The following is a 25400-nucleotide window of genomic DNA, read 5'->3' as shown; positions in this document are numbered from 1 at the left end:
GGCTCCCTGAGGTTAAAGCGCGTTCTGTTTACGCAGGCTGATTTTTTGCACAATATCGCGATAGGTTTTTTCATCCAGCGAATAGCACGCGACAAATATGGCGCTGAGAGCAAACATCGCGCCGGGGAATAGCGTCATCAGTACGTTAATACCGTTAATTGCGCTGGCAGTAATGTTACCCGCGTCATAGTGATAATAGTCCAGCATCCATCCCGCACAGCCGCCGCCGATAGCCATTGCTATTTTGGTGATGAAATTAAAGAAGCCGTAGATGGCGCCTTCGGTACGCACCCCATGGTGCCACTCGGCATATTCCACGGTATCGGCAATCATTGACCACATGGAAACAAAGCCCATCCCCAGCGTAATGCTATACAAGCATACCCCGGTCATAATCAGCCAGATATTGTCGCCAGCGATAAAATATTGCATAAGTACGCCGACAATGCCGATTAACAGCGCCACCAGAGTCATTTTCTTTTTACCTATCAGCGCAATGATTTTTTCCGAAATAACGGTGCCGACAATATACGCTGCGGACTGAATCATAAAGAAGGTCGACGTAAAACCTTCGCTGCCAATAATGTATTTAATGAAGTAAATAGCAATCGCCATCCACACGGTATAGGCAATATAAAAAAAGACGGTAAACATCGAGAGGTTAATAAGCGGCGCATTGCCTGCCACCGCCTTCAACATTTCCCGCAGCGTCGGCGCGGGAGTTTCCTCTTCCTCGCCAACGCGCTCTTTGGTCATTCCGAAACAGGCAAGGAACAAAAAGGTCGCCAGCAGCGCAAAGCAAGAGACCGCAAAGACGTAGCCCAGTTGCTTATCACTAAACGGGGAAATCAGCATATCGGCAGTAGTGGAAACAATCAGATAGCCAACAATCGCCAGCACAAACCGGTATACCGATAGCGATGAGCGGGAGGCTTCATGCTGGGTCAGACGATTAGTCAGCGCCGAATAAGGCGTATTCACCGCCGTATACGCCAGGCAATAAATGGTATAGGAGATCAGCGCAAAATAGAATTTTGCCTCACCGCCGAATGGCACAAAGCAGAGCACCGTTAAAAAGCCGAGCGGAATTGAGCCATATAACAACCACGGGCGTAGTTTACCGTAACGGCTGTGGGTTTTATCGATGGCAAAGCCAATCAGAATATTAAAAGCGGCATCAACCACGCGCGCAATAACAAAAATCAGGCTCGCCTGTACGGCGCTAATGCCGTAAATGTTGGTATAGAAAAAGAGTAAGAACAGAGAAACAAAACCGAACGATAAATTAGAGGCAAAATCACCAAAGCCATAACCTATTTTTTCTTTAACGCCGATAACCACATAGCTTGCCGATAGTTTTCCTGCTGTATCCATTTTAGGCTACCTGTTTTTGTAATCAGTGGCCTCAGTATATGGCGTTGCCTGGCGCACCGCTTTGCGTTATTTGTCCGGGGATTTCCTGTTTTTTGTCTTTATGCAGAAGTGTGAAAGGAGTCACAGGAGGAAGAATTCCGGCGGTAACCGCCGGAACTGAAATTATTAACCGTTACCGTTATTACGGCTGCTGGAGCGACGGTTGTTATTATTATTGCCCATCTGACTGTGGCGCTTAACCGCACGGCGAATCTGGTTCGCTTTCATACGGCGACGGTCTTTTTCAACCGCAACCTTAGAGCTGGTTTCCGGCGCAAGTTCGACCAGCTCGCGCAGGTAGTTGGTCTGCGCCAGGTCCAGCTCGGTATAGCCGCCGCGCGGCAGGCCTTTCGGCAGCAGAATATCGCCATAGCGCACGCGGATCAGGCGGCTGACCTGCACACCAACGGCTTCCCACAGGCGGCGAACTTCGCGATTACGGCCTTCCGTAAGGGTGACGTTGTACCACTGGTTTATCCCCTCGCCGCCGGTAAACTTGATAGTTTTAAACGCAGCCGGGCCGTCTTCAAGCTGCACGCCGCGAGCCAGCTGGCGCAGCTTGTCATCATCGATCTGCCCGAACACGCGCACCGCGTACTCACGTTCCACTTCGCGGCTCGGGTGCATCAGGCGATTCGCCAGCTCACCGTCGGTGGTAAACAGCAGCAGACCGCAGGTATTAACGTCCAGTCGGCCGACGGCAATCCAGCGCGCGCCGCGCAGCTTTGGCAGGCGATCGAACACCGTCGGACGTCCTTCCGGGTCATTACGGGTACAGAGTTCGCCTTCCGGCTTATAGTAAGCCAGCACGCGACAAATCTGTTCCGCAGACTCTTTCACCGAAATCAGGTGACCGTCGATGCGAATTTTTAAACCCGGGACAATTTCAACGCGATCGCCAAGGGTGGCGATTTTGCCATCGACGCTGACGCGGCCAGCTTCGATTTTGGCTTCGATTTCACGGCGGGAGCCGTGGCCAGCGCGGGCCAGCACTTTTTGTAATTTCTCGCTCATTGAGCTTCCTTAAGGTGTCGCCTTCCCAGGCGTCTGGTATACTTCGAAAAACAGGGAGTCGGATAGAATTCAACCTAACACCCTGTTCTGTAAATAAATGATGCATCGGCTCGTGTCGTTTTTTTATGTCACCGCAGCAGACATAACAGAGACACGCCTCTCGCGTGGCCGAACATGGTACACGAACTTGAGGATGAATGCTTCTTTGCATTACGCACATAGCACAACTTACCACGCGCCTCGGTGCAGGCGCATGGCAAGCAGACAGATGCCAGGCGGCATCATAGCTTCTTTTAAAGTGGATAAAACATCAGGCAGCGCTGAATGTCAGTATAAAGCAAACGGCAAGATGGTGTTCGCTGTATCCCCTTCCTTCCCTGGAAACAGGGCCATTACAGGAACGGCGTCACGTCACCCACGCCTTCACGCACCACCACCGGTACGTCTTCAGTAAGATCGATAACCGTGGTCGGCTGTTGTCCCAGATAGCCGCCGTGAATAATCAGGTCTACCTGCTTCTCCAGACGATCCTTGATCTCTTCCGGGTCGGATTCGGTAAAATCACTGCCCGGCAGCATCAACGAGGTGGAAAGCATCGGCTCGCCGAGCGTTTCCAGCAGCATCTGGGCAATCGGATTTGACGGTACGCGCATACCGATGGTTTTACGCTTATCCTGCAGCAGACGGCGCGGGACCTCTTTGGTGCCCTTTAGGATAAAGGTGTAATTACCCGGCGTATTATTTTTAATCAGACGGAAGGCGACGTTATCGACGAATGAATAGGTCGACAGCTCGGATAGATCGCGGCACATCAGGGTAAAGTTGTGGCCGTTTGGCAGATTACGAATTCGGCAAATCCGCTCCATCGCGCCTTTATCTTCAATTTTGCAGCCTAAGGCGTAGCCGGAGTCGGTCGGATAGACGATCACCCCGCCTTTACGCACGATGTCCACCGCCTGGTTAATCAACCGCGCCTGTGGGTTTTCCGGATGGATATAAAAAAACTGGCTCATACTTCCCTCTCAATTTTGTTCTACGGCCACTTCCCAACTGCGCCAGATCCCTTCTACGCCAGCGGGTAGCCAAAGTTTGCGGCCCAGCTCGATCCACGGACAGGGCTGATGAAAATCAGACCCCTGCGAGGCATGAAGGCCATACTGCACGGCGTAAGCGGCAAGCTGGGCCCGCTCGTGCGGCGCCTGCTGACACTGGGCGACTTCCATCGCATCGCCTCCCTGCTCGCTAAAGTGGGCCAACAGTCGTTTCAGCCACTTGGCAGAGAGGTCGTAGCGTCCGGGATGGGCAATGACCGCTTTACCGCCGGAATGATGAATGACATCAATCGCTTGTTTTATTGTACACCACTGAGGCGGAACGTAACCGGTTTTCCCGCGCGCCAGATACTTCTTAAAAACGTCAGCCATATTGTTGGCATAGCCGGCCTCTACCAGAAAGCGGGCGAAGTGGCCGCGGGTTACCGCGCCGCCGTCAGCCAGCTTCAGCGCCCCTTCCCAGGCGCCAGGGATCCGCGCTTTTTCCAGCCGCTCTGCAATCTGCTGTCCCCGCATCTGGCGGCGCGCTTTCTGCTCATCGAGCAGCGTGGTCATCGCGGGATGGGCGATATCAATATTCAGCCCGACAATATGGATTTCATGGTTTTCCCACAGCGTGGAGATTTCCACTCCGGATATCAGCGTCAACGGTAAACCGGCGCGTTCAATCTCCGCCCGGGCCGCGGGGATCGCCGCCACGGTATCGTGATCGGTTATCGCCAGGGTGCCGACGCGCATCTGATGCGCGCGATGGACAAGTTCTTCTGGAGTCAGTCGCCCGTCAGAGGCGATGGTATGGCTGTGCAGGTCGTAAATCACTGCGTAGTTGGTGTTGCTCAAGATGACTCCTGCTGGACATGAACCTGTACCCGTCATACTTTAAGTCACAAGCAGATTGACTGATGTTCTGCAGCTTAAGGGATTAAGGATAGTAATAAGCGCATCATCATACCGACTGATAGAGAAAATCTGCAAACGGGGGTTGACTTTAATCTCTCGGACTAGTTAACTAGTACGCAAGTTCACATGAAGGGGTATCATCAATGAAAACGCAACTCATCACTCTGCACGGCTGGTGGCGCACCTCCTGTTATCGGGCGGCGTGATCGCGTTTTGCACTCAGCATACAGATACCCGGCCCGCCAATGAGCGGGCTTTTTATTGGACAAATTATTATAGCGAACAGGCGACAACAAATAATGCAAACATCAAAACCGGCACTCGAGCTTCTCACCAGCGACGCCATCTATCGGGAAAACCCGACGGCGCTATTCCACCAGCTATGCGGCGCGCGTCCCGCCACCCTGCTGTTGGAATCCGCGGATATCGACAGTAAGGATGATTTGAAAAGCCTGCTGCTGGTGGATAGCGCGCTGCGTATTACCGCACTAGGTGACACTGTCACTATTCACGCACTTTCCTCCAACGGCACGGCGCTGCTGGAGCTGTTGGACAGCGCTCTGCCTTCAGGCATTAATAACCAGCGTCAGCCAAACGGTCGGGTATTAACTTTCCCGCCGGTCAGCGCGCTGTTAGATGAAGATGCCCGTCTGTGTTCACTGTCGGTATTCGACGCCTTTCGCCTGCTGCAGGAACTGATTACCGTACCGCAGGACGAACGCGAAGCCATGTTCTTCGGCGGTCTGTTCGCCTATGACCTCGTCGCCGGCTTTGAAAACCTACCGCCGCTGGAAAGCGACACTGCCTGCCCGGATTACTGCTTCTACCTGGCGGAAACGCTGCTGGTTATCGACCATCAGACTAAAAACACGCGCATTCAGGCGAGCCTGTTCACCCCGCTGGAAAGCGAAAAGCAGCGTCTGCTGCAGCGCATCGCTCAGCTTCGTCAACAGCTGAACGAACCGCCGGCACCGCTGCCGGTGACGACGGTAGCCGAGATGCGCTGCGATTGCGACCAGAGCGACGAAGAGTACGGCGCCGTGGTGCGTAAAATGCAGCGCGCCATCCGCGCGGGCGAGATTTTCCAGGTGGTACCTTCGCGCCGTTTCTCGCTGCCCTGCCCGTCGCCGCTGGCCGCTTATGATGTGCTGAAAAAGAGCAACCCCAGTCCGTACATGTTCTTTATGCAGGACAACGACTTCACCCTGTTCGGTGCTTCGCCGGAGAGCTCGCTTAAGTACGATGCCACCAACCGTCAGATTGAGATCTACCCGATTGCCGGTACTCGTCCGCGCGGCCGCCGTGCAGACGGTTCGTTGGATCGCGATCTTGATAGCCGCATTGAGCTGGAGATGCGCACCGACCATAAAGAGCTTTCCGAGCATCTGATGCTGGTTGACCTTGCGCGTAACGACCTCGCGCGCATCTGCACGCCGGGAAGCCGCTACGTTGCCGACTTAACCAAAGTCGACCGTTACTCCTTCGTGATGCACCTTGTCTCCCGCGTGGTTGGCGAGCTGCGCAGCGATCTCGACGTTCTGCATGCTTATCGCGCCTGTATGAATATGGGCACCCTCAGCGGAGCGCCGAAAGTGCGCGCCATGCAGCTCATTGCCGCTGCCGAAGGCAAGCGCCGGGGCAGCTACGGCGGCGCGGTGGGCTACTTCACCGCCCATGGCGACCTCGATACCTGCATCGTCATTCGTTCTGCCTACGTGCAGGATGGCGTCGCCACGGTGCAGGCCGGCGCCGGTATCGTGCTCGACTCTGTTCCCCAGTCAGAAGCGGATGAAACCCGCAATAAAGCTCGCGCGGTGCTGCGCGCTATCGCCCAGGCCCACCACGCGAAGGAGATTTTCTAATGGCCGACATTCTGCTGCTCGATAATATCGATTCTTTCACCTATAACCTGGCAGACCAGCTGCGTTCGAACGGCCATAACGTGGTGATTTATCGCAATTCCGTCCCGGCGCAGGCGCTGATTGAGCGCATCGGCACCATGGACAATCCAGTACTGATGCTCTCCCCGGGCCCGGGAACCCCGAGCGAAGCGGGCTGTATGCCGGAGCTGCTGACCCGCATGCGCGGTAAGCTGCCGATTATCGGCATCTGCCTCGGTCACCAGGCGATTGTTGAAGCCTACGGCGGCTACGTCGGCCAGGCCGGTGAAATCCTTCACGGCAAGGCTTCAAGCATTGAACACGACGGCCAGGCGATGTTTGCCGGTCTGAGTAATCCTCTGCCGGTCGCCCGCTACCACTCGCTGGTGGGCAGCAATATCCCGGCCGGACTAACGATCAATGCCCACTTTAACGGCATGGTCATGGCGGTGCGTCACGACGCGGATCGCGTCTGCGGCTTCCAGTTCCATCCTGAATCGATTCTGACCACCCAAGGGGCGCGTCTGCTGGAACAGACTCTGGCCTGGGCGCTGCAGAAGCTGGAACAGACTAATACCCTCCAGCCGATTCTGGAAAAACTGTATCAGGCAGAAACCCTGAGCCAGCAGGAGAGCCACCAGCTGTTTTCCGCAGTGGTGCGCGGCGAAGTGAAGCCTGAGCAGCTGGCCGCCGCGCTGGTCAGCATGAAGGTACGCGGCGAGCATCCGCAGGAGATCGCCGGCGCCGCTACCGCGCTGCTGGAAAACGCCGCGCCGTTCCCGCGTCCGGATTATCCGTTTGCCGATATCGTCGGTACCGGCGGCGACGGCAGCAATAGTATCAATATTTCAACCGCCAGCGCGTTTGTGGCTGCCGCCTGCGGCCTGAAGGTCGCCAAACACGGCAACCGCAGCGTGTCGAGCAAGTCCGGTTCTTCCGACCTGCTGGCAGCATTCGGTATCAATCTGGATATGAATGCCGATAAATCTCGCCAGGCGCTGGATGAACTGGGCGTTTGCTTCTTGTTTGCGCCGAAATACCACACCGGTTTCCGTCACGCGATGCCGGTACGCCAGCAGCTCAAAACCCGTACTCTGTTCAACGTGCTCGGGCCGCTGATCAACCCGGCGCATCCGCCGCTGGCGCTGATTGGCGTCTACAGTCCGGAACTGGTGCTGCCGATTGCGGAAACCCTGCGCGTGCTGGGCTACCAGCGAGCCGCCGTGGTACATAGCGGCGGTATGGATGAAGTATCGCTGCACGCGCCGACGGTGGTCGCGGAGCTCAGCAACGGTGAGATCAAGAGCTACCAGTTGACCGCCGCCGACTTCGGCCTGACGCCGTATCATCAGGAGCAGCTGGCAGGCGGCACGCCGGAAGAAAACCGTGACATTCTTACGCGCTTACTACAAGGTAAAGGTGAAGCCGCTCACGAAGCCGCCGTTGCCGCCAACGTCGCCATGTTGATGCGTTTACATGGACACGAAGACCTGAAGGCCAACGCGCAGCAAGTCATCGATGTGCTGCACAGCGGAGCGGCCTATGACAGAGTGACCGCATTAGCGGCAAGAGGGTAAATAATGCAGACCGTTTTAGCAAAGATCGTGGCCGACAAAGCGATTTGGGTAGAAGCCCGCAAACAACAACAACCGTTAGCCAGTTTTCAAAATGAAGTGGTACCGACGCAGCGCAATTTTTACGATGCCCTCGCCGGCACCCGCACCGCATTTATTCTTGAGTGCAAAAAGGCCTCGCCATCAAAAGGCCTGATTCGCGAAGATTTTGACCCGGCGGCCATTGCCGGCGTCTACAAGCACTATGCCTCGGCTATCTCAGTGCTTTGCGATGAGAAGTATTTCCAGGGCAGCTTCGATTTTCTGCCGATGGTCAGCAAGGTCGCGCCGCAGCCGATTCTGTGTAAGGACTTTACTATCGATCCTTATCAAATCTACCTGGCGCGCTACTACCAGGCTGATGCCTGTCTGCTGATGCTTTCGGTGCTGGACGATGAGCAGTATCGTCAGCTCTCCGCCGTCGCGCATAGCCTGAACATGGGCGTGTTGACCGAAGTGAGCAATGAAGAGGAACTGGAGCGCGCAATTGCGCTGAAGGCTAAAGTGGTCGGCATCAACAATCGCGATCTGCGCGATATGTCGATTGACCTCAACCGTACCCGAACCCTGGCACCCCGCCTCGGTCATGGCGTCACGGTCATCAGCGAGTCCGGCATCCATACTTATGCTGAAGTGCGCGAATTAAGCCACTTTGCCAACGGCTTCCTGATTGGTTCTGCCCTGATGGAGCATGACGATCTGAACGCCGCCGTAAAACGCGTGCTGCTCGGTGAGAATAAGGTCTGCGGCCTGACCCGCCCCCAGGATGCCCAGGTGGCATATGAATCCGGCGCGATCTATGGCGGATTGATTTTCGTTCCGACGTCGCCGCGAGCAGTGAACGAGGCTCAGGCGCAAGCGGTAATTGCCAGCGCGCCTCTGAGCTATGTCGGCGTGTTCCGCAATTCGCCGGTGGCGGAAGTTATTGCCCGCGCGAAAAATCTGAGCTTAGCCGCCGTGCAACTCCACGGTAGTGAAGACCAGACCTATATCGACGCCCTGCGCGCCGAATTACCGGGCAAGGTACAAATCTGGAAAGCCCTCAGCGTTGGCGAAACGCTACCGCCGCGCAATCTGAATCATGTCGACAAATACGTTCTCGACAATGGTCAGGGCGGCACCGGCCAGCGTTTCGACTGGTCTCTGCTGCAAGGCCAGGATCTGCGTAACGTTCTGTTGGCTGGCGGCCTCGGCGCCGATAACTGTGTTGAAGCCGCGAAAAGCGGCTGTGCCGGACTCGATTTTAATTCAGGCGTAGAGTCACAGCCGGGTATTAAAGATGCCAGCAAGCTGGCCTCGGTGTTTCAAACGCTGCGCGCATATTAAGGAGCAACAATGAGTACTTTACTGAATCCCTATTTCGGCGAATTCGGCGGGATGTACGTTCCGCAGATCCTGATGCCTGCCCTGCGCCAGCTGGAAGAAGCCTTCGTCAGCGCGCAGAAAGATCCGGCATTCCAGGCCGAATTTAGCGACCTGCTTAAAAACTACGCCGGTCGCCCGACGGCGCTGACCCAATGCCGTAACCTCACCGAAGGTACGCGCACGACCCTGTATCTGAAGCGGGAAGATCTGCTGCACGGCGGCGCACACAAAACTAATCAGGTGCTCGGCCAGGCGCTGCTGGCAAAACGCATGGGCAAAACGGAAATTATCGCCGAAACCGGCGCCGGTCAGCACGGCGTTGCCTCAGCCCTTGCCAGCGCCCTGCTCGGCCTGAAGTGCCGCATCTATATGGGCGCCAAAGATATCGAACGCCAGTCGCCGAACGTCTTCCGCATGCGCCTGATGGGTGCGGAAGTGATCCCGGTACATAGCGGCTCATCCACCCTGAAAGATGCCTGTAACGAGGCTTTGCGCGACTGGTCAGGCAGCTATGAAAAAGCCCACTACATGCTTGGCACCGCCGCTGGCCCGCATCCGTTCCCGACCATCGTGCGTGAATTCCAGCGCATGATTGGCGAAGAGACTAAAGCGCAGATCCTGGAGAAAGAAGGACGCCTGCCGGATGCGGTTATCGCCTGCGTTGGCGGCGGCTCCAATGCTATCGGCATGTTCGCTGACTTTATCGACGACACCGCCGTTGGCCTGATTGGCGTGGAGCCCGCTGGACATGGGATCGAAACCGGCGAACACGGGGCGCCGCTTAAGCACGGCCGCGTGGGCATCTACTTCGGTATGAAATCGCCGATGATGCAGACCGATGAGGGGCAGATTGAGGAGTCCTACTCCCTCTCCGCCGGTCTGGATTTCCCGTCCGTTGGCCCGCAGCATGCTTATTTAAACAGCATTGGTCGCGCCGATTACGTGTCGATTACCGATGATGAAGCGCTGGATGCTTTTAAAGCGCTCTCCCGCCATGAAGGGATTATTCCGGCGCTGGAATCCTCCCATGCCCTGGCGCACGCGCTAAAAATGATGCGCGAAAACCCGGAAAAAGAGCAGCTGCTGGTGGTTAACCTCTCCGGCCGCGGCGATAAAGACATCTTCACCGTACACGATATTTTAAAAGCGCGAGGGGAAATCTGATGGAACGTTATGAGACGCTGTTTGCACAACTGAAAGCTCGCCGGGAAGGCGCGTTTGTTCCCTTCGTCACCCTCGGCGACCCTAATCCTGAGCTGTCGCTGAAAATTATCGATACGCTGATTGAAGCCGGTGCCGACGCGCTGGAGCTGGGCATTCCTTTCTCCGACCCGCTGGCGGATGGCCCGACGATCCAGGACGCCACCCTGCGCGCTTTTGCCGCCGGGGTGACGCCCGCGCAATGCTTCGAGATGCTGACGGCGATTCGCCAGAAGCACCCGACGATTCCAGTCGGGCTGCTGATGTACGCCAACCTGGTGTTCAGCCCCGGTATCGATGAATTCTACGCCGCGTGCGAACGCGCTGGCGTCGATTCAGTGCTGGTGGCCGATGTGCCGGTTGAAGAGTCCGCGCCGTTCCGCCAGGCCGCGCTGCGCCACAATATCGCGCCGATTTTCATCTGCCCGCCGAATGCCGATGACGATCTGCTGCGCCAGATCGCCTCTCACGGGCGCGGCTATACCTACCTGCTGTCGCGGGCGGGCGTAACCGGTGCGGAAAACCGCGCCGCGCTGCCGCTGCATCATCTGATTGAAAAGCTGGCCGAGTACAACGCCGCCCCGCCGCTGCAAGGATTTGGCATCTCGGCGCCGGAGCAGGTTACCGCCGCGATTGACGCAGGCGCGGCCGGGGCGATTTCCGGCTCTGCCATCGTCAAAATTATCGAGCGCAACGTGAACGACCCGCAGGCCATGCTGGCAGAATTAAAGACCTTCGCCCGCAGTCTGAAAGCCGCCACTAAAGCCGCCTGATGATGCTTGCCGTCCGGCCCTGGGCCGGGCGGTTATTTCAGCGGTAAGCTGTCGGCGTATTTACGCGTCAGACGAAACCGCGCCATCACCTCTTCTTGCGGCCATCCGGCCAACACCATAGCTATCGGTCGTTTTTTGCGGCCGAGAGACATCCTTTTATGAACGGAACGGCTTCAAGGGGGATAGCAGCCTGTAAATGCCCGATGAACACCTCAATGTAAAAAGATCGCTGCCGCACAAAAATTGGGGTTGATATCTTAAATGAGAAATATTATCTTTCTCATTACCGAATAGTTGAGTAAACAACTCAGGTATTCGGTACGACATTGCTCACATTGCTTCCAGTATTTTTGCCCGCACTTGTGCGGGCTTTTTTTATGGCCGACATCCAGTATGTCCCTCCCGATAGCGCGCCGGACGCGGCCTCCAGCCGCGATCCGAAACACCTATTACCAGGAAAGCTGTCAGCCTACCCTCCAACTCTGTACGAATGTGGATAGCAGTGGTCTCTCATGTCAATGCAGGGTCTGACTGGGTCATACCTTGCGGGCACCACTAGTGGCGGCAGAGAGCGTGAGCCAATCGCTAAAGATAGGCCACCGGGACAAAATACTGGATGGTGTAATAAGGCCGATCGTTTCCTGACGTCACGTTTTGCGGCTGAACAAAACGTTCGATATCGTAGCCCTCGCGGCGATACAGCCCGAGCTCAGGAAGATGTTTCATATAAACATTATTTGACAGTAAAACATAATCCTCCCAGCTACCGCTAAATTCCATGCCCAGGTATAAACCCCGCTTAGCGACCCTTATCTCGCGGAAAGGGCGTTCCCGTGAGCTTACTGGTGCACCAATAAAACTGCCGATGGTCACTTTATAGAGATTATCGGCGGCAGGTGAGAATTCAGAGAGGATATAGATGTCTCGCTCGCCGCCCGGCATTTCCGCCGCGATTTTCCGCCTGGTGACATTTTTCCTGGCGCAGATACCCTCGGCCAGGGAGAGCGTATAGGTGAAGCCGTATCCAGAAAAGGTTTGCTCTTCGAGAAAACAAAGCCAGGGTACAGGCAGTCTGTCGCCCTGCGGCCCCACCTTCTGATAGAGCGCCGACATATCCCAGTATGCTGAATGTCGATACTGGCTGGGGCAGCGACCAAAGGCTTTTTTAAACTCGCGGGAAAAGGTTTGATGAGAGTCAAAATGCAGTGAGCAGGCAATAGATGAAATAGGTTGGTGAGTCAGCCTGAGTTTACCGGCAGCAAGCGTCATGCGGCGCATTCTGATATACTTGCCGACAGGCAGTCCGGCATATTCATGGAATATATTATAAACTGAACGCCGCGAATATCCCACGCCACGGGCGATATCTTCGACCGATGGATTTATTGTCAGGCGAGACTCAATCCATTCAACTATTTCATTAAAAACATTTTCTTTCATTGCGGTAAATGACATCCATATCAAATTTTAGCCCGTTGGTATTTTACCAGTAATTAAGTATTGACACTAAGCTTTTTGTGCATAATAAAAATTTATCGCGGAGCACATTCACAAAAATGGAGCCTGCAAACCCTAGCTATATGAAAAATAAGATTTTTCTTAGAAAAAATATCTCAAATCTCATTTTGCAGACAAATGTTGCTTTTTTTGCAGACCTACAATATCTTATTTTAAACTTTAAAAGCAGATCGCGACTATTAAGCTCACTTTTTTAACAGCTATATTTTTACCGGCATTCTTTTAAATCAGAGTGCATATATTAATAACTATGTGAATCTATGTATGCTTAATATTTTGATCAATACCAAAAACGTCTACTCAAAACACGCTATAAAACAATTGGTTATGGAATCCATCACCACAGACGAAAACGTTATCTTTGAAGACAAGTACACTCAAAGCAACATTGCACAAGCACATATCATATTCACCGAAATGGAACCTGGAGAGATCTTTTTGTGCCATGATGAGTTGAAATATAAAAAAGAAAAAAGCTTGCTATTTATTCTTCAAGAGAAAAAAAGCGTATCTTCCAAAAGTGAAATTCCTAACTGCACAAAAGATTGTTTATTTTTATACAAATCCGATTCAATTCCTGTGATTACGGGGAAAATATACATTCATATAAACTTATTTTTATTAAGAGGATATGAAGATATTGCACCAAAGGTAAATCTTTGTATCAACTGCCCATGTAAATCAATAACCCATGCGCAGTCAAAAGTAATACATGCTCTCAGTCTTGGATTGAACCAAATGCAAATAGCCCGTGAGTTAAAAGTCAACTATAAAACCGTGTACTCGCATAAAAAAAACGTTATGCATGATTTTAAAATAAAAGGCACTCAGGATCTTAATAAATTCATGCATGTATTGAATAAAAGAAAACAATTTATTTCTTAGCTATCCACTCATCTGAGGGATCTTTGCAAAACCTGTAGCCACTAACAAGAGATCGTCAATACCGCTACGCCTGCCGTCACAGGCCGGCCAGGCCCTGTGCCGGCTATACCGTCTTTTTTCAGCGCGCTCCCGAGATAAAGCCCTACAGGAATGATAGTATTCAGTGCAGAAAACGCAGGCACAACCTCTATCCCGGGAGCGATTTATGCACGAAGAAGTACCACTGAAATATTACGACATTGCGGATGAGTATTCGACGGAGTCCGCCGAGCCCGTCAGCGAGTCAGAACGTGAGCCCCTGGCGCGCTATTTTCAACTGCTGATTACGCGGCTGATGAATAACGAGGAAATCAGCGAGGAGGCGCAGGGAGAGATGGCCATACAGGCGGGGATTGATGAACAGCGGATCGATGATATAGCGGTATTCCTGAATAAATGGGGTAACGAGTAGCGGCCGGTCAAGCCGTTTTGCAAAGAGCAAAAGCAAAAACCACATCATCGTTGGCGACAACGCTTTGCGCGAACGAGAAACAAAGCTGGTCATGACGACCAGCTTTGAGCAAGAGTTTAGAACCGATAACCCGCAGAGAACATAAACACCCACGGATCCAGACGAATACTGTCGTGCTGCTGCGCGCCCGCCAGCTTATAGTTGGCGGTGGTGTCGATATCCATGTACCACACCGACATGTTAATCAGCCAGTCGCGGTTAATCAGATAGTCCATCCCCACCTGCCCCGCGGCTCCCCAGGAGTCTTTCAGGCTCAGGTCAGAAATGCCCGTCTTTTTACCCGTATCGTTCACGCTTTCGTCAAAGAAAGTCGTGTAGTTGATACCTGCGCCAATATACGGACGCAGCTTGCTGCTGGCGTCGCCAAAGTACCACTGTGCCATTAGCGTCGGTGGTAAATGATGAACGGTCGCAATATTGCCGGTTGCCGCCGTTCCGACTTTGTGGCGGAAAGGCGTGGCGGCCAGCAGCTCTACGCCGATGTTGTCCGTCGCCATATAGGTGAACGTCAGGCCCAGTTGAGTATTATTGCTAACGTTAAAGCCCCCCAGACTGCCTAACGTTCCGCCCGCGCCTTCTGATGGTCTGACCGTAGCCGAACCCGCACGAATAAAGAATTCCCCAGCTTCATGCGCCCAGACGCTACCGGTGGAAAGCGTGCCCAGAATAACAACCGCCGCTGCTAACTTTTTCATACCCACTTCCTCATTATGGTTATTCAGCGCAAGAATATACCCATAATGAATTATGTTTGATCCAACATAGATCACATTAAGTGGGCAAATTTAACATTTATTGATCCAGATTAATTTTCACTTTCTCAATGCAATCAGTGATAAACGAGATGTATCAAGTTCTCCCTTGTCGCTTCTCAACAGAGGTCATCGCCGATTTCCCCTCCTATTTACAAAGATATACTTAGCGCGCAGGAGCAGAGACTGCTACCCAGCCGCGATTTGCGGTACAATCGCCGGCTAGTTAATACCTGCAATACTCAAGGAGAATGCATGTCTATCACGGCGAAGTCCGTCTACCGTGACACCGGGAACTTTTTCCGCAATCAGTTCGTTACTATCCTGCTGATTGCGCTGTTATGCGCGTTCATTACGGTAGTACTTGGCCATGCCTTTTCACCCAGTGAAGAGCAGCTGTCGATTCTGAGTCAGGGCGATAGCCTGGCGGGCAGCGGCGGGCTGTTCGAACTGGTTCAGAGCATGACGCCGGAGCAGCAGCAAATTCTGCTGCGCGCGTCCGCAGCCTCGACCTTCTCCGGGCTGGTTGGCAACGCCATTCTTGCTGGCGGCGTTCTGCTGATGATCCAGATGGTCTCCGCCGGCCAGAGAGTCAGCGCCCTGCGTGCGATCGGCGCTTCCGCGCCGGTGCTGCCAAAGCTGCTGCTGCTGATCCTGCTGACGACGTTTGTTGTGCAGATGGGGATGATGCTGGTGGTTGTGCCGGGCGTCCTGCTCGCCATTGTGCTCTCTTTCGCGCCGATCATGCTGGTACAGGATAAAGTTGGTATTTTCAGCGCCATGCGTAGCAGTATGCGCCTGGCCTGGGCCAACGTACGCCTGGTGGCGCCGGCGATTATCGGCTGGCTGCTGGCGAAAACGCTGCTTCTGCTGTTTGCATCCAGCTTCGCGGTCCTGACGCCAAACGTTGGCGCGGTGGTAATAAATACCCTCAGCAATCTGATCTCCGCATTGTTGCTGATCTATTTATTCCGCTTGTATATGCTCATTCGTAACTAACTTAACCCGGGGCGGCGCGACCTGCCCCTACCTGAACGACGGAATCGATGTATGAAGCAGTTTCTGGATTTTTTACCGCTGGTAGTCTTCTTCGCATTCTACAAGCTTTATGATATCTACGCCGCGACGACCGCGCTGATTATCGCCACCGCTATCGTGCTGATTTACAGCTGGGTACGCTATCGCAAAGTCGAAAAAATGGCGTTAATTACCTTCGTGCTAGTCGCCGTATTCGGCGGCTTAACCATCTTTTTCCACAACGACGAATTTATTAAGTGGAAAGTGACGGTTATCTACGTCCTGTTCGCCAGCGCCCTGCTGTTCAGCCAGTGGGTGATGAAGAAGCCATTGATCCAGCGTATGCTGGGTAAAGAGCTGACGCTGCCGCAGCAGGTGTGGTCACGTCTCAATCTGGCCTGGGCGGTGTTTTTCATCCTTTGCGGGCTGGCGAATATCTACATCGCTTTCTGGCTGCCGCAGAATATCTGGGTCAACTTCAAGGTCTTCGGCCTGACCGCTCTAACGCTGGTATTCACCCTGCTGAGCGGCGTGTATATTTATCGCCATATGCCGCAGGACGACAACCACTAACCTTTCCCCCACGGCGCGCCGCCCGGCGTGCCGTGTTATTCGTTTCCCCCTTGTATAAACCACTTCAGCTGAATCGATTCGTAATGTAAGATATTTCTCACAGGAGATGGCATTCCTCCTTGAACCGCCATGTGGCTAATGATGCCTGCTTTTTATTCCCGGACCGGGAATGGGCAGGCCTATCTGAATGGCTGGCACCGCGTCCGGGAAGATTCATCTTCTAAGGATCCGACGATGCGCGCATACCGCTTTTCATCACTCTCTTTGCTTTTATTCCTCGGGAAATGGCTGCTCCTCGCTTTTATCATTGCGGTGCTGGCGGGCACGGCCTCGGCATTTTTTCTTTTCTCACTGGAGTGGGCTACGGCAACGCGGGAAGCTCACCGCTGGCTTATCTGGCTCCTGCCGTTTGCCGGATTTGCCGTCGGCTGGATCTATCTGCGCTACGGTACCTGCGTGGAGGCAGGCAACAACCTGATTCTGGAAGAGATCCATGACCCTAAGTGCGTCATTCCCCTACGGATGGCGCCGATGGTATTTTTCGGCACCGTTGTTTCTCATCTGTTTGGCGCCTCCGTCGGGCGTGAAGGCACGGCGGTACAGATGGGGGCCTCGATCGCCGATCGCTTCACGGCCATTTTCCGTCTTAACCACGATGCACGGTCAATGGTGCTGATGGCCGGGATCAGCGCCGGTTTCTCTTCGGTTTTCGGTACCCCGCTCGCCGGAGCGCTCTTCGGGCTCGAAGTTCTGGCTATCGGACGGATAAACTACAACGCCATTCTTCCTTGCCTGTTTGCCGCAATTATTGCCGATCGAGTCGGCATCATGTGGGGCGTGCAGCATACGCACTACTTTATTACCAGCTTTCCCACGCTAACGCTCTGGACGCTGCTGGCAATCATTATCGCCGGCTGCTGCTTTGGCCTCGCGGCGCGCATTTTTGCCGACAGCACGCAGGCAATCGGCGCGTTGATGAAAAAACGGATTCACTACGCGCCGCTGCGGCCGTTTATTGGCGGACTGGCGATTGCCTGCGCGGTCTGGCTGCTGCACGGAGAGCGCTATATTGGCCTGGGCATATCGGTGATAGTGGACGCTTTCCAGCAACCGCTGGCACCGTGGGATAGCTTAGGTAAACTGCTCTTCACCGCCGTCTCTTTAGGTAGCGGATTTAAAGGTGGTGAAGTCACTCCGCTGTTTTATGTCGGTGCGACGCTGGGCAATGCGCTGGCGCCGCTGCTGCATATGCCGCTCGGCTTTCTGGCCGGAATAGGTTTTGTCGCCGTCTTTGCCGGGGCGGCGAATACGCCTGTTGCCTCAACGCTGATGGCGATTGAGCTGTTTGGTTCTGAAATCGGTATTTACGCCGCGCTGGCCTGCGTGGTGGCCTGGCTGGTCTCAGGCTATAGCGGTATTTATCGTTCGCAGCGTATAGCCTGCCGAAAACAGAGCGATGTGCCAACTGGCATCAGGCTGTCAGAATTCCCGGAGTGGTACCAGTCTCAAAAAAGCCGACAAAAGGCCGACAAAGAGACGCCCGCCTCCTGACAATCGCACCTGGAAGCCGGTGAGGGTAAGCCCCGCCGGTTTCTCCATGATGTCTGTCACATACCGGAAAGTTGCGGCAATTGTGAGGATTTGATGGAGATTATCTTCACTTTATTGAAATGATAATAATTATCATTGATATTCTCGATCTCAATTTTTCATGATTTGATATGGATATTTATAATGAGAACGCAGAAAAATCACATAGCAACGCCCCTGGCCCTGGCCATTGCAGGCTTACTCAGCCCAGGGGTCTTCGCCGAAGAGGTGGAACAGGATACGGAGACCATGGTGGTTCACGGAACCGCCGAAGAGGCGCTGAAGCAGCAGCCGGGCGTCTCGATCATTACCGCTGAAGATATTGCTAAGGACCCTCCGGTTAACGATCTGTCAGAAATCATCCGTAAAATGCCCGGCGTAAACCTGACCGGCAACAGCGCCAGCGGCAGCCGCGGCAACAACCGGCAGATCGACATTCGCGGGATGGGGCCGGAAAACACGTTGATTCTTATTGACGGCGTGCCCGTCACTTCCCGCAACTCCGTACGCTATAGCTGGCGCGGCGAGCGTGATACCCGAGGCGACAGCAATTGGGTACCGCCGGAAATGGTGGAACGCATTGAAGTTCTGCGCGGACCCGCCGCTGCGCGCTACGGTTCTGGCGCTGCGGGTGGGGTCGTCAATATTATCACCAAACGCCCCACCAACGACTGGCACGGATCGCTCTCGCTCTATACCAATCAGCCGGAAAATAACAAAGAAGGCGCCACTAACCGGGCTAACTTCAGCCTCAACGGACCGCTGGCCGGGGATGCCCTGACCATGCGTTTGTACGGCAACATTAACAAAACGGAACCCGATGCCTGGGATATTAACCGCGCGCAAAATGGCTCTTATGCGGCGGGCCGCGAAGGCGTGCGCAACAAAGATATTAACGCCCTGCTGTCGTGGAAAGTCACCCCGCAGCAGATCCTCGACTTCAGCTACGCCTACAGCCGTCAGGGCAATATCTATGCCGGCGATACGCAATACAGCAACAGTAATATGAGCCCAAATGGCCTGGTGGATACGCTGTACGGTCAGGAAACCAACCGGCTTTACCGGCAGACCTGGGGCCTGACCTACAACGGGATCTGGGACTGGGGCCAGTCGAAAGCGGGCGTCTACTACGAAAAAACCAACAATACCCGTCTGCAGGAGGGCACCACCGGTCGCGTAGAAGGGATGATCAATAGCGATGTCTACGACACCAGCCGCCTGGAGTCTTGGCGCTCAACCGCTGAAGTGAATCTTCCCTTTAACTGGCTCGCAGAACAGACCCTGACTGTGGGGATGGAGTGGAACCGCGATGAACTGAACGATCCGGCTTCGATGCAGGCCACTACGACGACGGAAACGCTGCCGGGGATGTCCGGCGATCCTTCGCAACGCAGCCCTAAAAACAGCGCCACGCTGACCGGTATTTATCTGGAAGACAATATCGAAGCGACGCCGGGAACCAATATTATCCCCGGCCTGCGTTTCGACTATCATAACGACTTCGGCAGCAACTGGAGCCCGAGCCTGAACCTGTCGCAGGATCTGGGCGATATGTTTAAGGTTAAGGCGGGCATTGCCCGCGTGTTTAAGGCGCCGAACCTGTATCAGTCGAGCGAAGGCTACCTGCTCTCTACGCGCGGTAACGGCTGCCCAATCAACATCGCCGGGAATACTAGTTGTTATCTTTTGGGAAACCCGGATCTTGACCCGGAAATCAGCGTCAACAAAGAGCTCGGCCTTGAGTTTAACCTCAACGGTTATAACGCCGGCATCACCTGGTTCCGCAACGACTACAAAAACAAGATCGTCTCCGGCACCGAGGTGCTGGGTAATACCGCCAGCGGAGCGAATATCCTGCAGTGGGAGAACGGCGGGAAAGCGGTCGTCGAAGGCCTTGAAGGCACGCTGCTGGTTCCGCTCATTGCCGATACGCTCAGCTGGCGCACCAACGCCACTTATATGATCAAATCGGAAAACAAAGATACCGGCAACCCGCTGTCCGTTATTCCGAAATACACCATCAATACCCTGCTCGACTGGCAGGTGACCAGCAAGTTCTCGGCTAACGTCAACTGGACCCTGTACGGTCGACAGAAACCGCGCGAATACGCGGAAATTCGTAACGAAAACGGGGTGCTGGCCACCAACGAAGTCGGCGCGTATTCTGTCGTCGGCGTCGGCGGCAACTATCAGCTAACCAAAGACCTGCGGCTGAATGCCGGGATCAGTAACCTCTTCGATAAGCAAATTTATCGGGAAAACGAAGGCGCTTCGACCTATAACGAACCGGGTCGCGCCTATTACGCTGGCGTCACGCTCTCTTTCTAACCCCCTCACGCCCGCTATAGCGGGCGTATTCCCCTATTCTCTCAACCTCATTTTCATAGTAGCATCCGCCTGATCGTCTTTGACCAGTACAGAGTAGAGAATGACAACAACAGATCTTGCGCCGAAGGGCGAATTGGTTTTACGCACCCTGGCGATGCCGGCGGACACCAACGCAAACGGCGATATTTTCGGCGGCTGGCTGATGTCGCAAATGGATATTGGCGGGGCCATTATGGCCAAAGAAATTGCCCACGGTCGCGTCGTGACCGTGCGCGTCGACGGCATGACCTTTTTGCGCCCGGTGGCGGTCGGCGACGTCGTGTGCTGCTACGCCAACTGCGTGAAGCGCGGCAATACGTCGATAACTATCAATATGGAAGTGTGGGTCAAGAAAGTGTCGTCTGAGCCCATCGGCCAGCGCTACAAAGCCACCGAAGCGCTGTTTATCTACGTCGCGGTGGATAATCAGGGAAAACCGCGCGCACTGCCGACTCTGTGATTCAGCCGGCCCGGGGCATCCGGGCCGATTGTTTACAGAAAACCGAGTAAAGAAAAGAAGAAGTAGCCCAGCACAATAATAATTACCGGCAGGACGTACAGCGGAAAATACTGCACCAGGATGGTGTGGCGCGGCACCACAACCCGTGCGGAAATTTGTTCGCGCGTCAGCCCTTCCGTTCCTTTAGCCTGTTCCAGAATCAGCTGATCCTCAACGCCTTCGCGCAGAAACTTCGCCTGGCGCCCCATCCGCGCCCCGGAAGCCTGTAGCGCCATGCCGACGAACACCAGAATATAGATGATCCAGAAACCGATATTCATGCCGTGCTTAAAATCCGGCAGCGGCGAGTTGTACCAGAAGAAATTGAGGAACGGCGTGTTAAAGCGCATCATCTCGATCATCACATGAGCAAAGTCCATCATCACCGCGTCGATGCCCGGTTTTTTCTCGCTGTGCTCGTACATAAACTTCAGCACGGAGATCAGCGTTGAGATAACCGCCGGGATAAATACCACCCATCCCAGAATTCGTTTAAGTACTGCAATGCGTCCAGCTTGTTGATACGTCATGGATTCCCCTTGTTAAGACGCCTATCCACTCTTAGTCTACCTTCGTCGGCGAATTTCGCCCAATAATGCGCGGTATGATATACCATGAGTGCCGATTCGTTATCTACTTACGCTACAGGAGAGGGACTTATGTCAGCCAGGCGCCAGATTCACGCCGCGATTTTTGATATGGATGGATTACTGATTGACTCCGAGCCGCTATGGGACAAAGCAGAGCTGGAGGTAATGGCCAGCCTTGGGGTGGATATTCGTCGCCGCAATGAAATGCCGGATATTCTCGGGCTGCGCATCGATTTAGTCGTCGACCTGTGGTTTGCCCAACAGCCGTGGCAGGGCCCGGACCGCGCGGAGGTCACCATGCGGATCATCAATCGCGCTATCCAACTGGTGGAAGAGGCGCGTCCGCTGCTGCCGGGGGCGCGGGAAGCGGTGGCGATGTGTAAAGCACAGGGACTGAAAATTGGCCTGGCGTCGGCATCGCCGCTGCGAATGCTGGAAAAAGTCCTCGCCATGTTTGAACTACGCGACCAGTTTGACGCCCTCGCTTCCGCCGAAATGCTGCCCTACAGCAAACCGCACCCGCAGGTCTATCTGAACTGCGCCGCCAGTCTCGGCGTCAGCCCGATGAACTGCGTGGCGCTGGAAGACTCGGTCAACGGGATGATTGCCAGCAAAGCGGCGCGGATGCGCTCTGTCGTCGTACCGGAAGCGGAAAATAGCCATGACCCGCGCTTCGTGCTGGCCGACGTCAAGCTTGCCACCCTTGAATCTTTGACCCTGAGCGACCTGCTCGGCTAAAGGCATCGCTGATGATGGGGTTGCGGCATCGCCCCATTATCACAAAATTAAAACAGCGTTTCATTTTTATTTGTCTTTTCTTCTCCCGCCCTCTATGCTTGTCCCAACGGCGTTATTTGACGCATAAAATCAGCATACAGAGGTGCATATGGTACTGAACGCCTTTGACCTTACGGGCAAGGTCGCTATCGTGACGGGTTGTGATACCGGACTGGGCCAGGGAATGACGCTCGGCCTTGCCCAGGCCGGGTGCGATATCGTCGGCGTCAATCGCCAGATCCCCCACGAAACCGCAGAGAAGGTTCAGGCGCTGGGCCGACGCTTTACCGCTATTCAGGCCGATCTGAGCCGTCAGGATCAGATCGCAGCCATTGTTACTCAGGCCGTGGCCGCCATGGGTCGGGTTGACATTCTGGTGAATAATGCCGGAACCATACGCCGCGCCGATGCGCTAACCTTTAGCGAAAAGGACTGGGACGACGTGATTAACCTGAATCTGAAATCCGTTTTCTTTCTGTCTCAGGCGGTCGCCAGACAGTTCATCGCGCAGGGCGACGGCGGAAAAATTATTAATATCGCCTCAATGCTCTCATTTCAGGGCGGTATTCGGGTCCCGTCATACACCGCCTCCAAAAGCGGCGTGCTGGGCATTACCCGCCTGATGGCCAACGAATGGGCGGAACATCGTATTAACGTTAACGCCATCGCGCCGGGCTATATGGCTACCAATAATACCCAGCAGCTGCGCGACGATGCCGAACGCAGCAAAGAGATCCTCGACCGTATCCCGGCCGCACGCTGGGGTGTTCCGGAAGACCTGCAGGGGCCGGTGGTCTTTCTTGCTTCCCAGGCGGCGGATTACATTAACGGCTATACCCTGGCGGTGGACGGCGGCTGGCTGGCACGCTGATGGTCTTGTGACAAAGAGTTACACCGTCACCTCTTCCGCACACTGTATAAAAACCCTATACTGTATGAATTGACAGTTTAGGGTGTTTATCATGACGGCGGAAGGCCACCTCCTCTTTTCTATTGCCTGTGCGGTATTTGCGAAAAATGCGGAATTAACCCCCGTGCTGGCCCAGGGTGACTGGTGGCATATCGTTCCGTCCGCCATCCTGACCTGTCTGCTGCCGGATATCGATCACCCCAAGTCGTTTCTCGGGCAACGATTAAGCTGGATATCAAAACCGATTGCCCGCGCCTTCGGCCATCGCGGCTTCACCCATAGCCTGCTGGTGGTCTTTGGCGCGGTGGCGATTTTCTCGTTGAAGGTTCCGGATAGCTGGATCGTCCCGGCGGATGCGGTTCAGGGCCTGGTGCTGGGCTACCTCAGCCATATTCTTGCCGACATGCTTACCCCTGCCGGGGTTCCGCTGCTCTGGCCCTGCCGCTGGCGCTTTCGCTTCCCTATTCTTGCGCCGCGCAAAGGTAATCAACTGGAGCGCGCGCTGTGCATGGCGCTGTTCATCTACGCCGTGTGGATGCCGCAAAACGTTGCCGAAAACAGCGCCGTTCGCTGGTCATCGGAGATGATAAATTCGCTGCAAACTACCTTTCATCGCTTTATTAGTCACCAGACTGGACGATAAAGCAGCGAATTATTCAAATAGTTATAATCAATTCCATTTGAATATAAGGAACGGATTACGCCTTCTGCTACCCTTGCCGTCATAAGAGTTGGTTATTGACCAACCTGGTGATAAAAGATATCAGGAGAACGGGGATGAACTTTCCATTAATAGCGAACGTAGTTGTGTTCGCGGTTTTACTGTTGGCGCTGGCCCAAACCCGCCATAAACAGTGGAGCCTCGCTAAAAAAGTGCTGGTCGGTCTGGTTATCGGCGTTATTTTTGGCCTGGCACTACAGCTAGTCTATGGCTCCGACAGCCCGGTGCTGAAGGACTCTATCCAGTGGTTTAATATCGTCGGTAACGGCTACGTTCAGCTGCTGCAAATGATCGTCATGCCGCTGGTTTTCGCCTCGATTTTGAGCGCGGTGGCCCGCCTGCATAACGCTTCGCAGCTGGGTAAAATCAGCTTCCTCAGTATCGGTACCCTGCTGTTTACTACGCTGATTGCGGCGCTGGTCGGGGTGCTGGTGACTAACATGTTTGGCCTGACAGCCGAAGGCCTGGTCCAGGGCAGCGCGGAAACCGCACGCCTCAACGCCATTCAGAGTAATTATGCCGGTAAAGTCGCCGACCTGAGCGTCCCGCAGCTGATCCTCTCCTTTGTGCCGAAAAATCCGTTCGCCGATCTGACCGGCGCGAACCCGACGTCGATTATCAGCGTGGTAATCTTCGCTGCATTCCTCGGCGTCGCGGCGCTGAAGCTGCTGAAAGACGATATCGCCAAAGGCCAGCGCGTGCTGACCGCTATCGATACGCTGCAGAGCTGGGTGATGAAGCTGGTGCGTCTGGTCATGCAGTTAACGCCGTACGGCGTACTGGCGCTGATGACCAAAGTGGTTGCGGGCTCTAACCTGCAGGACATTATCAAGCTCGGCAGCTTCGTTATCGCCTCCTATATTGGTCTGGGCATCATGTTCGTGGTGCACGGCCTGCTGCTGGCGGTCAACGGCGTGAGCCCGCTGAAATACTTCCGCAAAGTCTGGCCGGTTCTGACCTTCGCCTTCACCAGCCGCTCCAGCGCGGCGTCTATTCCGCTGAACGTGGAAGCGCAAACCCGTCGTCTGGGCGTGCCGGAATCCATTGCCAGCTTCTCAGCATCGTTCGGCGCTACCATCGGACAGAACGGCTGTGCGGGACTCTATCCGGCGATGCTGGCGGTGATGGTCGCACCGACGGTCGGTATTAACCCGCTTGATCCGCTGTGGATTGCTACCCTGGTTGGCATCGTCACCGTCAGTTCCGCCGGCGTCGCAGGCGTGGGCGGAGGCGCGACGTTTGCCGCGCTGATCGTCTTACCGGCGATGGGGCTGCCGGTCACGCTGGTGGCGCTGTTAATCTCGGTTGAACCGCTGATTGATATGGGCCGTACGGCGCTGAACGTTAGCGGCTCAATGACCGCCGGTACCCTGACCAGCCAGTGGCTGCGCCAAACCGATAAAGCTATTCTCGATAGCGAAGAAGATGCGGAGCTGGCGCACCGCTAATCTTTGTATTTCGTATGCATATCCCTTAAACG

General features: G+C 54.6%; 23 protein-coding genes, 1 riboswitch and 1 other annotated feature. Of the genes, 16 read left to right on the top strand and 7 right to left on the bottom strand.

The window, feature by feature from the left end:
- Positions 1-12: 12 nt before the first annotated feature.
- From ABLV75_RS16300 to rnm, 4 genes are all read right to left on the bottom strand, one after another.
- Positions 13-1374, bottom strand: coding sequence for an MFS transporter (locus ABLV75_RS16300; protein ID WP_004101378.1), 1362 nt, complete (start codon positions 1372-1374; stop codon positions 13-15).
- A gap of 165 nt (positions 1375-1539) precedes the next feature.
- A complete protein-coding gene (gene rluB, locus ABLV75_RS16295; protein ID WP_004101377.1) occupies positions 1540-2427 on the bottom strand; it encodes a 23S rRNA pseudouridine(2605) synthase RluB in 888 nt (295 codons plus the stop codon).
- A gap of 392 nt (positions 2428-2819) precedes the next feature.
- Positions 2820-3440, bottom strand: coding sequence for an L-threonylcarbamoyladenylate synthase (locus ABLV75_RS16290; protein WP_004101372.1), 621 nt, complete (start codon positions 3438-3440; stop codon positions 2820-2822).
- Between the two features lie 9 nt (positions 3441-3449).
- Complete coding sequence (gene rnm / locus ABLV75_RS16285) at positions 3450-4319, bottom strand: RNase AM (RefSeq protein ID WP_004101371.1); 870 nt, start codon at positions 4317-4319, stop codon at positions 3450-3452.
- Between the two features lie 227 nt (positions 4320-4546).
- Positions 4547-4642: a sequence feature (Trp leader region), on the top strand.
- A gap of 36 nt (positions 4643-4678) precedes the next feature.
- On the opposite strand from rnm, the gene ABLV75_RS16280 reads away from it, so the two are divergent.
- From ABLV75_RS16280 to trpA, 5 genes are read left to right on the top strand one after another with little or no spacing between them, the layout of a single operon-like run.
- The gene (locus tag ABLV75_RS16280; protein ID WP_348855024.1) at positions 4679-6241 is read left to right on the top strand and encodes an anthranilate synthase component 1; all 1563 of its coding nucleotides are present in this window, start codon (positions 4679-4681) and stop codon (positions 6239-6241) included.
- Positions 6241-7836, top strand: coding sequence for a bifunctional anthranilate synthase glutamate amidotransferase component TrpG/anthranilate phosphoribosyltransferase TrpD (trpD, locus tag ABLV75_RS16275; protein WP_004101369.1), 1596 nt, complete (start codon positions 6241-6243; stop codon positions 7834-7836). Before ABLV75_RS16280 ends, trpD begins: the two co-directional genes overlap by 1 nt.
- Positions 7837-7839: 3 nt before the next feature.
- Entirely contained in the window at positions 7840-9198 is a 1359-nt protein-coding gene (gene trpCF, locus ABLV75_RS16270) for a bifunctional indole-3-glycerol-phosphate synthase TrpC/phosphoribosylanthranilate isomerase TrpF (RefSeq protein ID WP_004101368.1), read from the top strand.
- Positions 9199-9207: 9 nt separating this feature from the next.
- Positions 9208-10401 (top strand): tryptophan synthase subunit beta, encoded by a 1194-nt coding sequence (gene trpB, locus ABLV75_RS16265; protein ID WP_004101367.1) that lies wholly within the window; start codon positions 9208-9210, stop codon positions 10399-10401.
- Positions 10401-11210, top strand: coding sequence for a tryptophan synthase subunit alpha (gene trpA, locus ABLV75_RS16260; protein ID WP_023329580.1), 810 nt, complete (start codon positions 10401-10403; stop codon positions 11208-11210). Before trpB ends, trpA begins: the two co-directional genes overlap by 1 nt.
- A gap of 585 nt (positions 11211-11795) precedes the next feature.
- On the opposite strand, the gene ABLV75_RS16255 is transcribed toward trpA, so the two are convergent.
- Entirely contained in the window at positions 11796-12650 is an 855-nt protein-coding gene (locus ABLV75_RS16255) for a helix-turn-helix domain-containing protein (protein ID WP_004101365.1), read from the bottom strand.
- A gap of 342 nt (positions 12651-12992) precedes the next feature.
- Between ABLV75_RS16255 and ABLV75_RS16250 the strand changes: the two genes are divergently transcribed.
- Both ABLV75_RS16250 and ABLV75_RS16245 read left to right on the top strand, forming a co-directional pair.
- Positions 12993-13613, top strand: a complete 621-nt coding sequence (locus tag ABLV75_RS16250) for a LuxR C-terminal-related transcriptional regulator (RefSeq protein ID WP_047719927.1) — start codon at positions 12993-12995, stop codon at positions 13611-13613.
- Between the two features lie 205 nt (positions 13614-13818).
- On the top strand, positions 13819-14064 hold the full coding sequence (locus tag ABLV75_RS16245) for a YmjA family protein (RefSeq protein WP_004112403.1): 246 nt from the start codon (positions 13819-13821) through the stop codon (positions 14062-14064).
- 116 nt (positions 14065-14180) lie between these two features.
- Here the strand turns inward: ABLV75_RS16245 and ompW are convergent, their stop codons facing one another.
- On the bottom strand, positions 14181-14819 hold the full coding sequence (gene ompW / locus ABLV75_RS16240; protein WP_004101362.1) for an outer membrane protein OmpW: 639 nt from the start codon (positions 14817-14819) through the stop codon (positions 14181-14183).
- Positions 14820-15131: 312 nt separating this feature from the next.
- Between ompW and ABLV75_RS16235 the strand changes: the two genes are divergently transcribed.
- The 5 genes from ABLV75_RS16235 (at position 15132) to yciA (ending at position 20883) form a co-directional block, all read left to right on the top strand.
- A complete protein-coding gene (locus ABLV75_RS16235; RefSeq protein ID WP_004101361.1) occupies positions 15132-15875 on the top strand; it encodes a YciC family protein in 744 nt (247 codons plus the stop codon).
- A gap of 51 nt (positions 15876-15926) precedes the next feature.
- Positions 15927-16466, top strand: coding sequence for a septation protein A (locus tag ABLV75_RS16230; protein WP_004101360.1), 540 nt, complete (start codon positions 15927-15929; stop codon positions 16464-16466).
- 93 nt (positions 16467-16559) lie between these two features.
- Positions 16560-16621, top strand: a riboswitch (Fluoride riboswitch).
- Positions 16622-16700: 79 nt separating this feature from the next.
- Positions 16701-18017, top strand: a complete 1317-nt coding sequence (locus ABLV75_RS16225) for a voltage-gated chloride channel family protein (protein ID WP_004101359.1) — start codon at positions 16701-16703, stop codon at positions 18015-18017.
- Between the two features lie 183 nt (positions 18018-18200).
- Positions 18201-20384: a TonB-dependent siderophore receptor gene (locus ABLV75_RS16220; RefSeq protein ID WP_032734309.1), complete on the top strand. Its 2184-nt coding sequence runs from the start codon at positions 18201-18203 to the stop codon at positions 20382-20384.
- A 100-nt stretch (positions 20385-20484) separates the two neighbouring features.
- Entirely contained in the window at positions 20485-20883 is a 399-nt protein-coding gene (gene yciA / locus ABLV75_RS16215; protein ID WP_004101357.1) for an acyl-CoA thioester hydrolase YciA, read from the top strand.
- 32 nt (positions 20884-20915) lie between these two features.
- Here the strand turns inward: yciA and ABLV75_RS16210 are convergent, their stop codons facing one another.
- On the bottom strand, positions 20916-21452 hold the full coding sequence (locus ABLV75_RS16210; RefSeq protein ID WP_004112393.1) for a YniB family protein: 537 nt from the start codon (positions 21450-21452) through the stop codon (positions 20916-20918).
- Between the two features lie 129 nt (positions 21453-21581).
- On the opposite strand from ABLV75_RS16210, the gene hxpB reads away from it, so the two are divergent.
- The 4 genes from hxpB to ABLV75_RS16190 all read left to right on the top strand — a co-directional run bounded on the left by hxpB (position 21582) and on the right by ABLV75_RS16190 (position 25368).
- Positions 21582-22250 (top strand): hexitol phosphatase HxpB, encoded by a 669-nt coding sequence (gene hxpB / locus ABLV75_RS16205; RefSeq protein ID WP_004101353.1) that lies wholly within the window; start codon positions 21582-21584, stop codon positions 22248-22250.
- A gap of 148 nt (positions 22251-22398) precedes the next feature.
- Positions 22399-23160, top strand: a complete 762-nt coding sequence (gene kduD / locus ABLV75_RS16200) for a 2-dehydro-3-deoxy-D-gluconate 5-dehydrogenase KduD (protein WP_004101352.1) — start codon at positions 22399-22401, stop codon at positions 23158-23160.
- A gap of 91 nt (positions 23161-23251) precedes the next feature.
- A complete protein-coding gene (locus tag ABLV75_RS16195) occupies positions 23252-23842 on the top strand; it encodes a metal-dependent hydrolase (protein WP_004101351.1) in 591 nt (196 codons plus the stop codon).
- Between the two features lie 134 nt (positions 23843-23976).
- Positions 23977-25368, top strand: a complete 1392-nt coding sequence (locus ABLV75_RS16190) for an L-cystine transporter (protein ID WP_004101350.1) — start codon at positions 23977-23979, stop codon at positions 25366-25368.
- Positions 25369-25400 lie beyond the last annotated feature (32 nt).

It is taken from the genome of Klebsiella sp. CN_Kp066 (genome assembly GCF_040065135.1).
In the GTDB taxonomy this organism is placed as follows: Bacteria; Pseudomonadota; Gammaproteobacteria; order Enterobacterales; family Enterobacteriaceae; genus Klebsiella; species Klebsiella oxytoca.
This window is presented reverse-complemented; position numbering and strand designations above follow the sequence as displayed.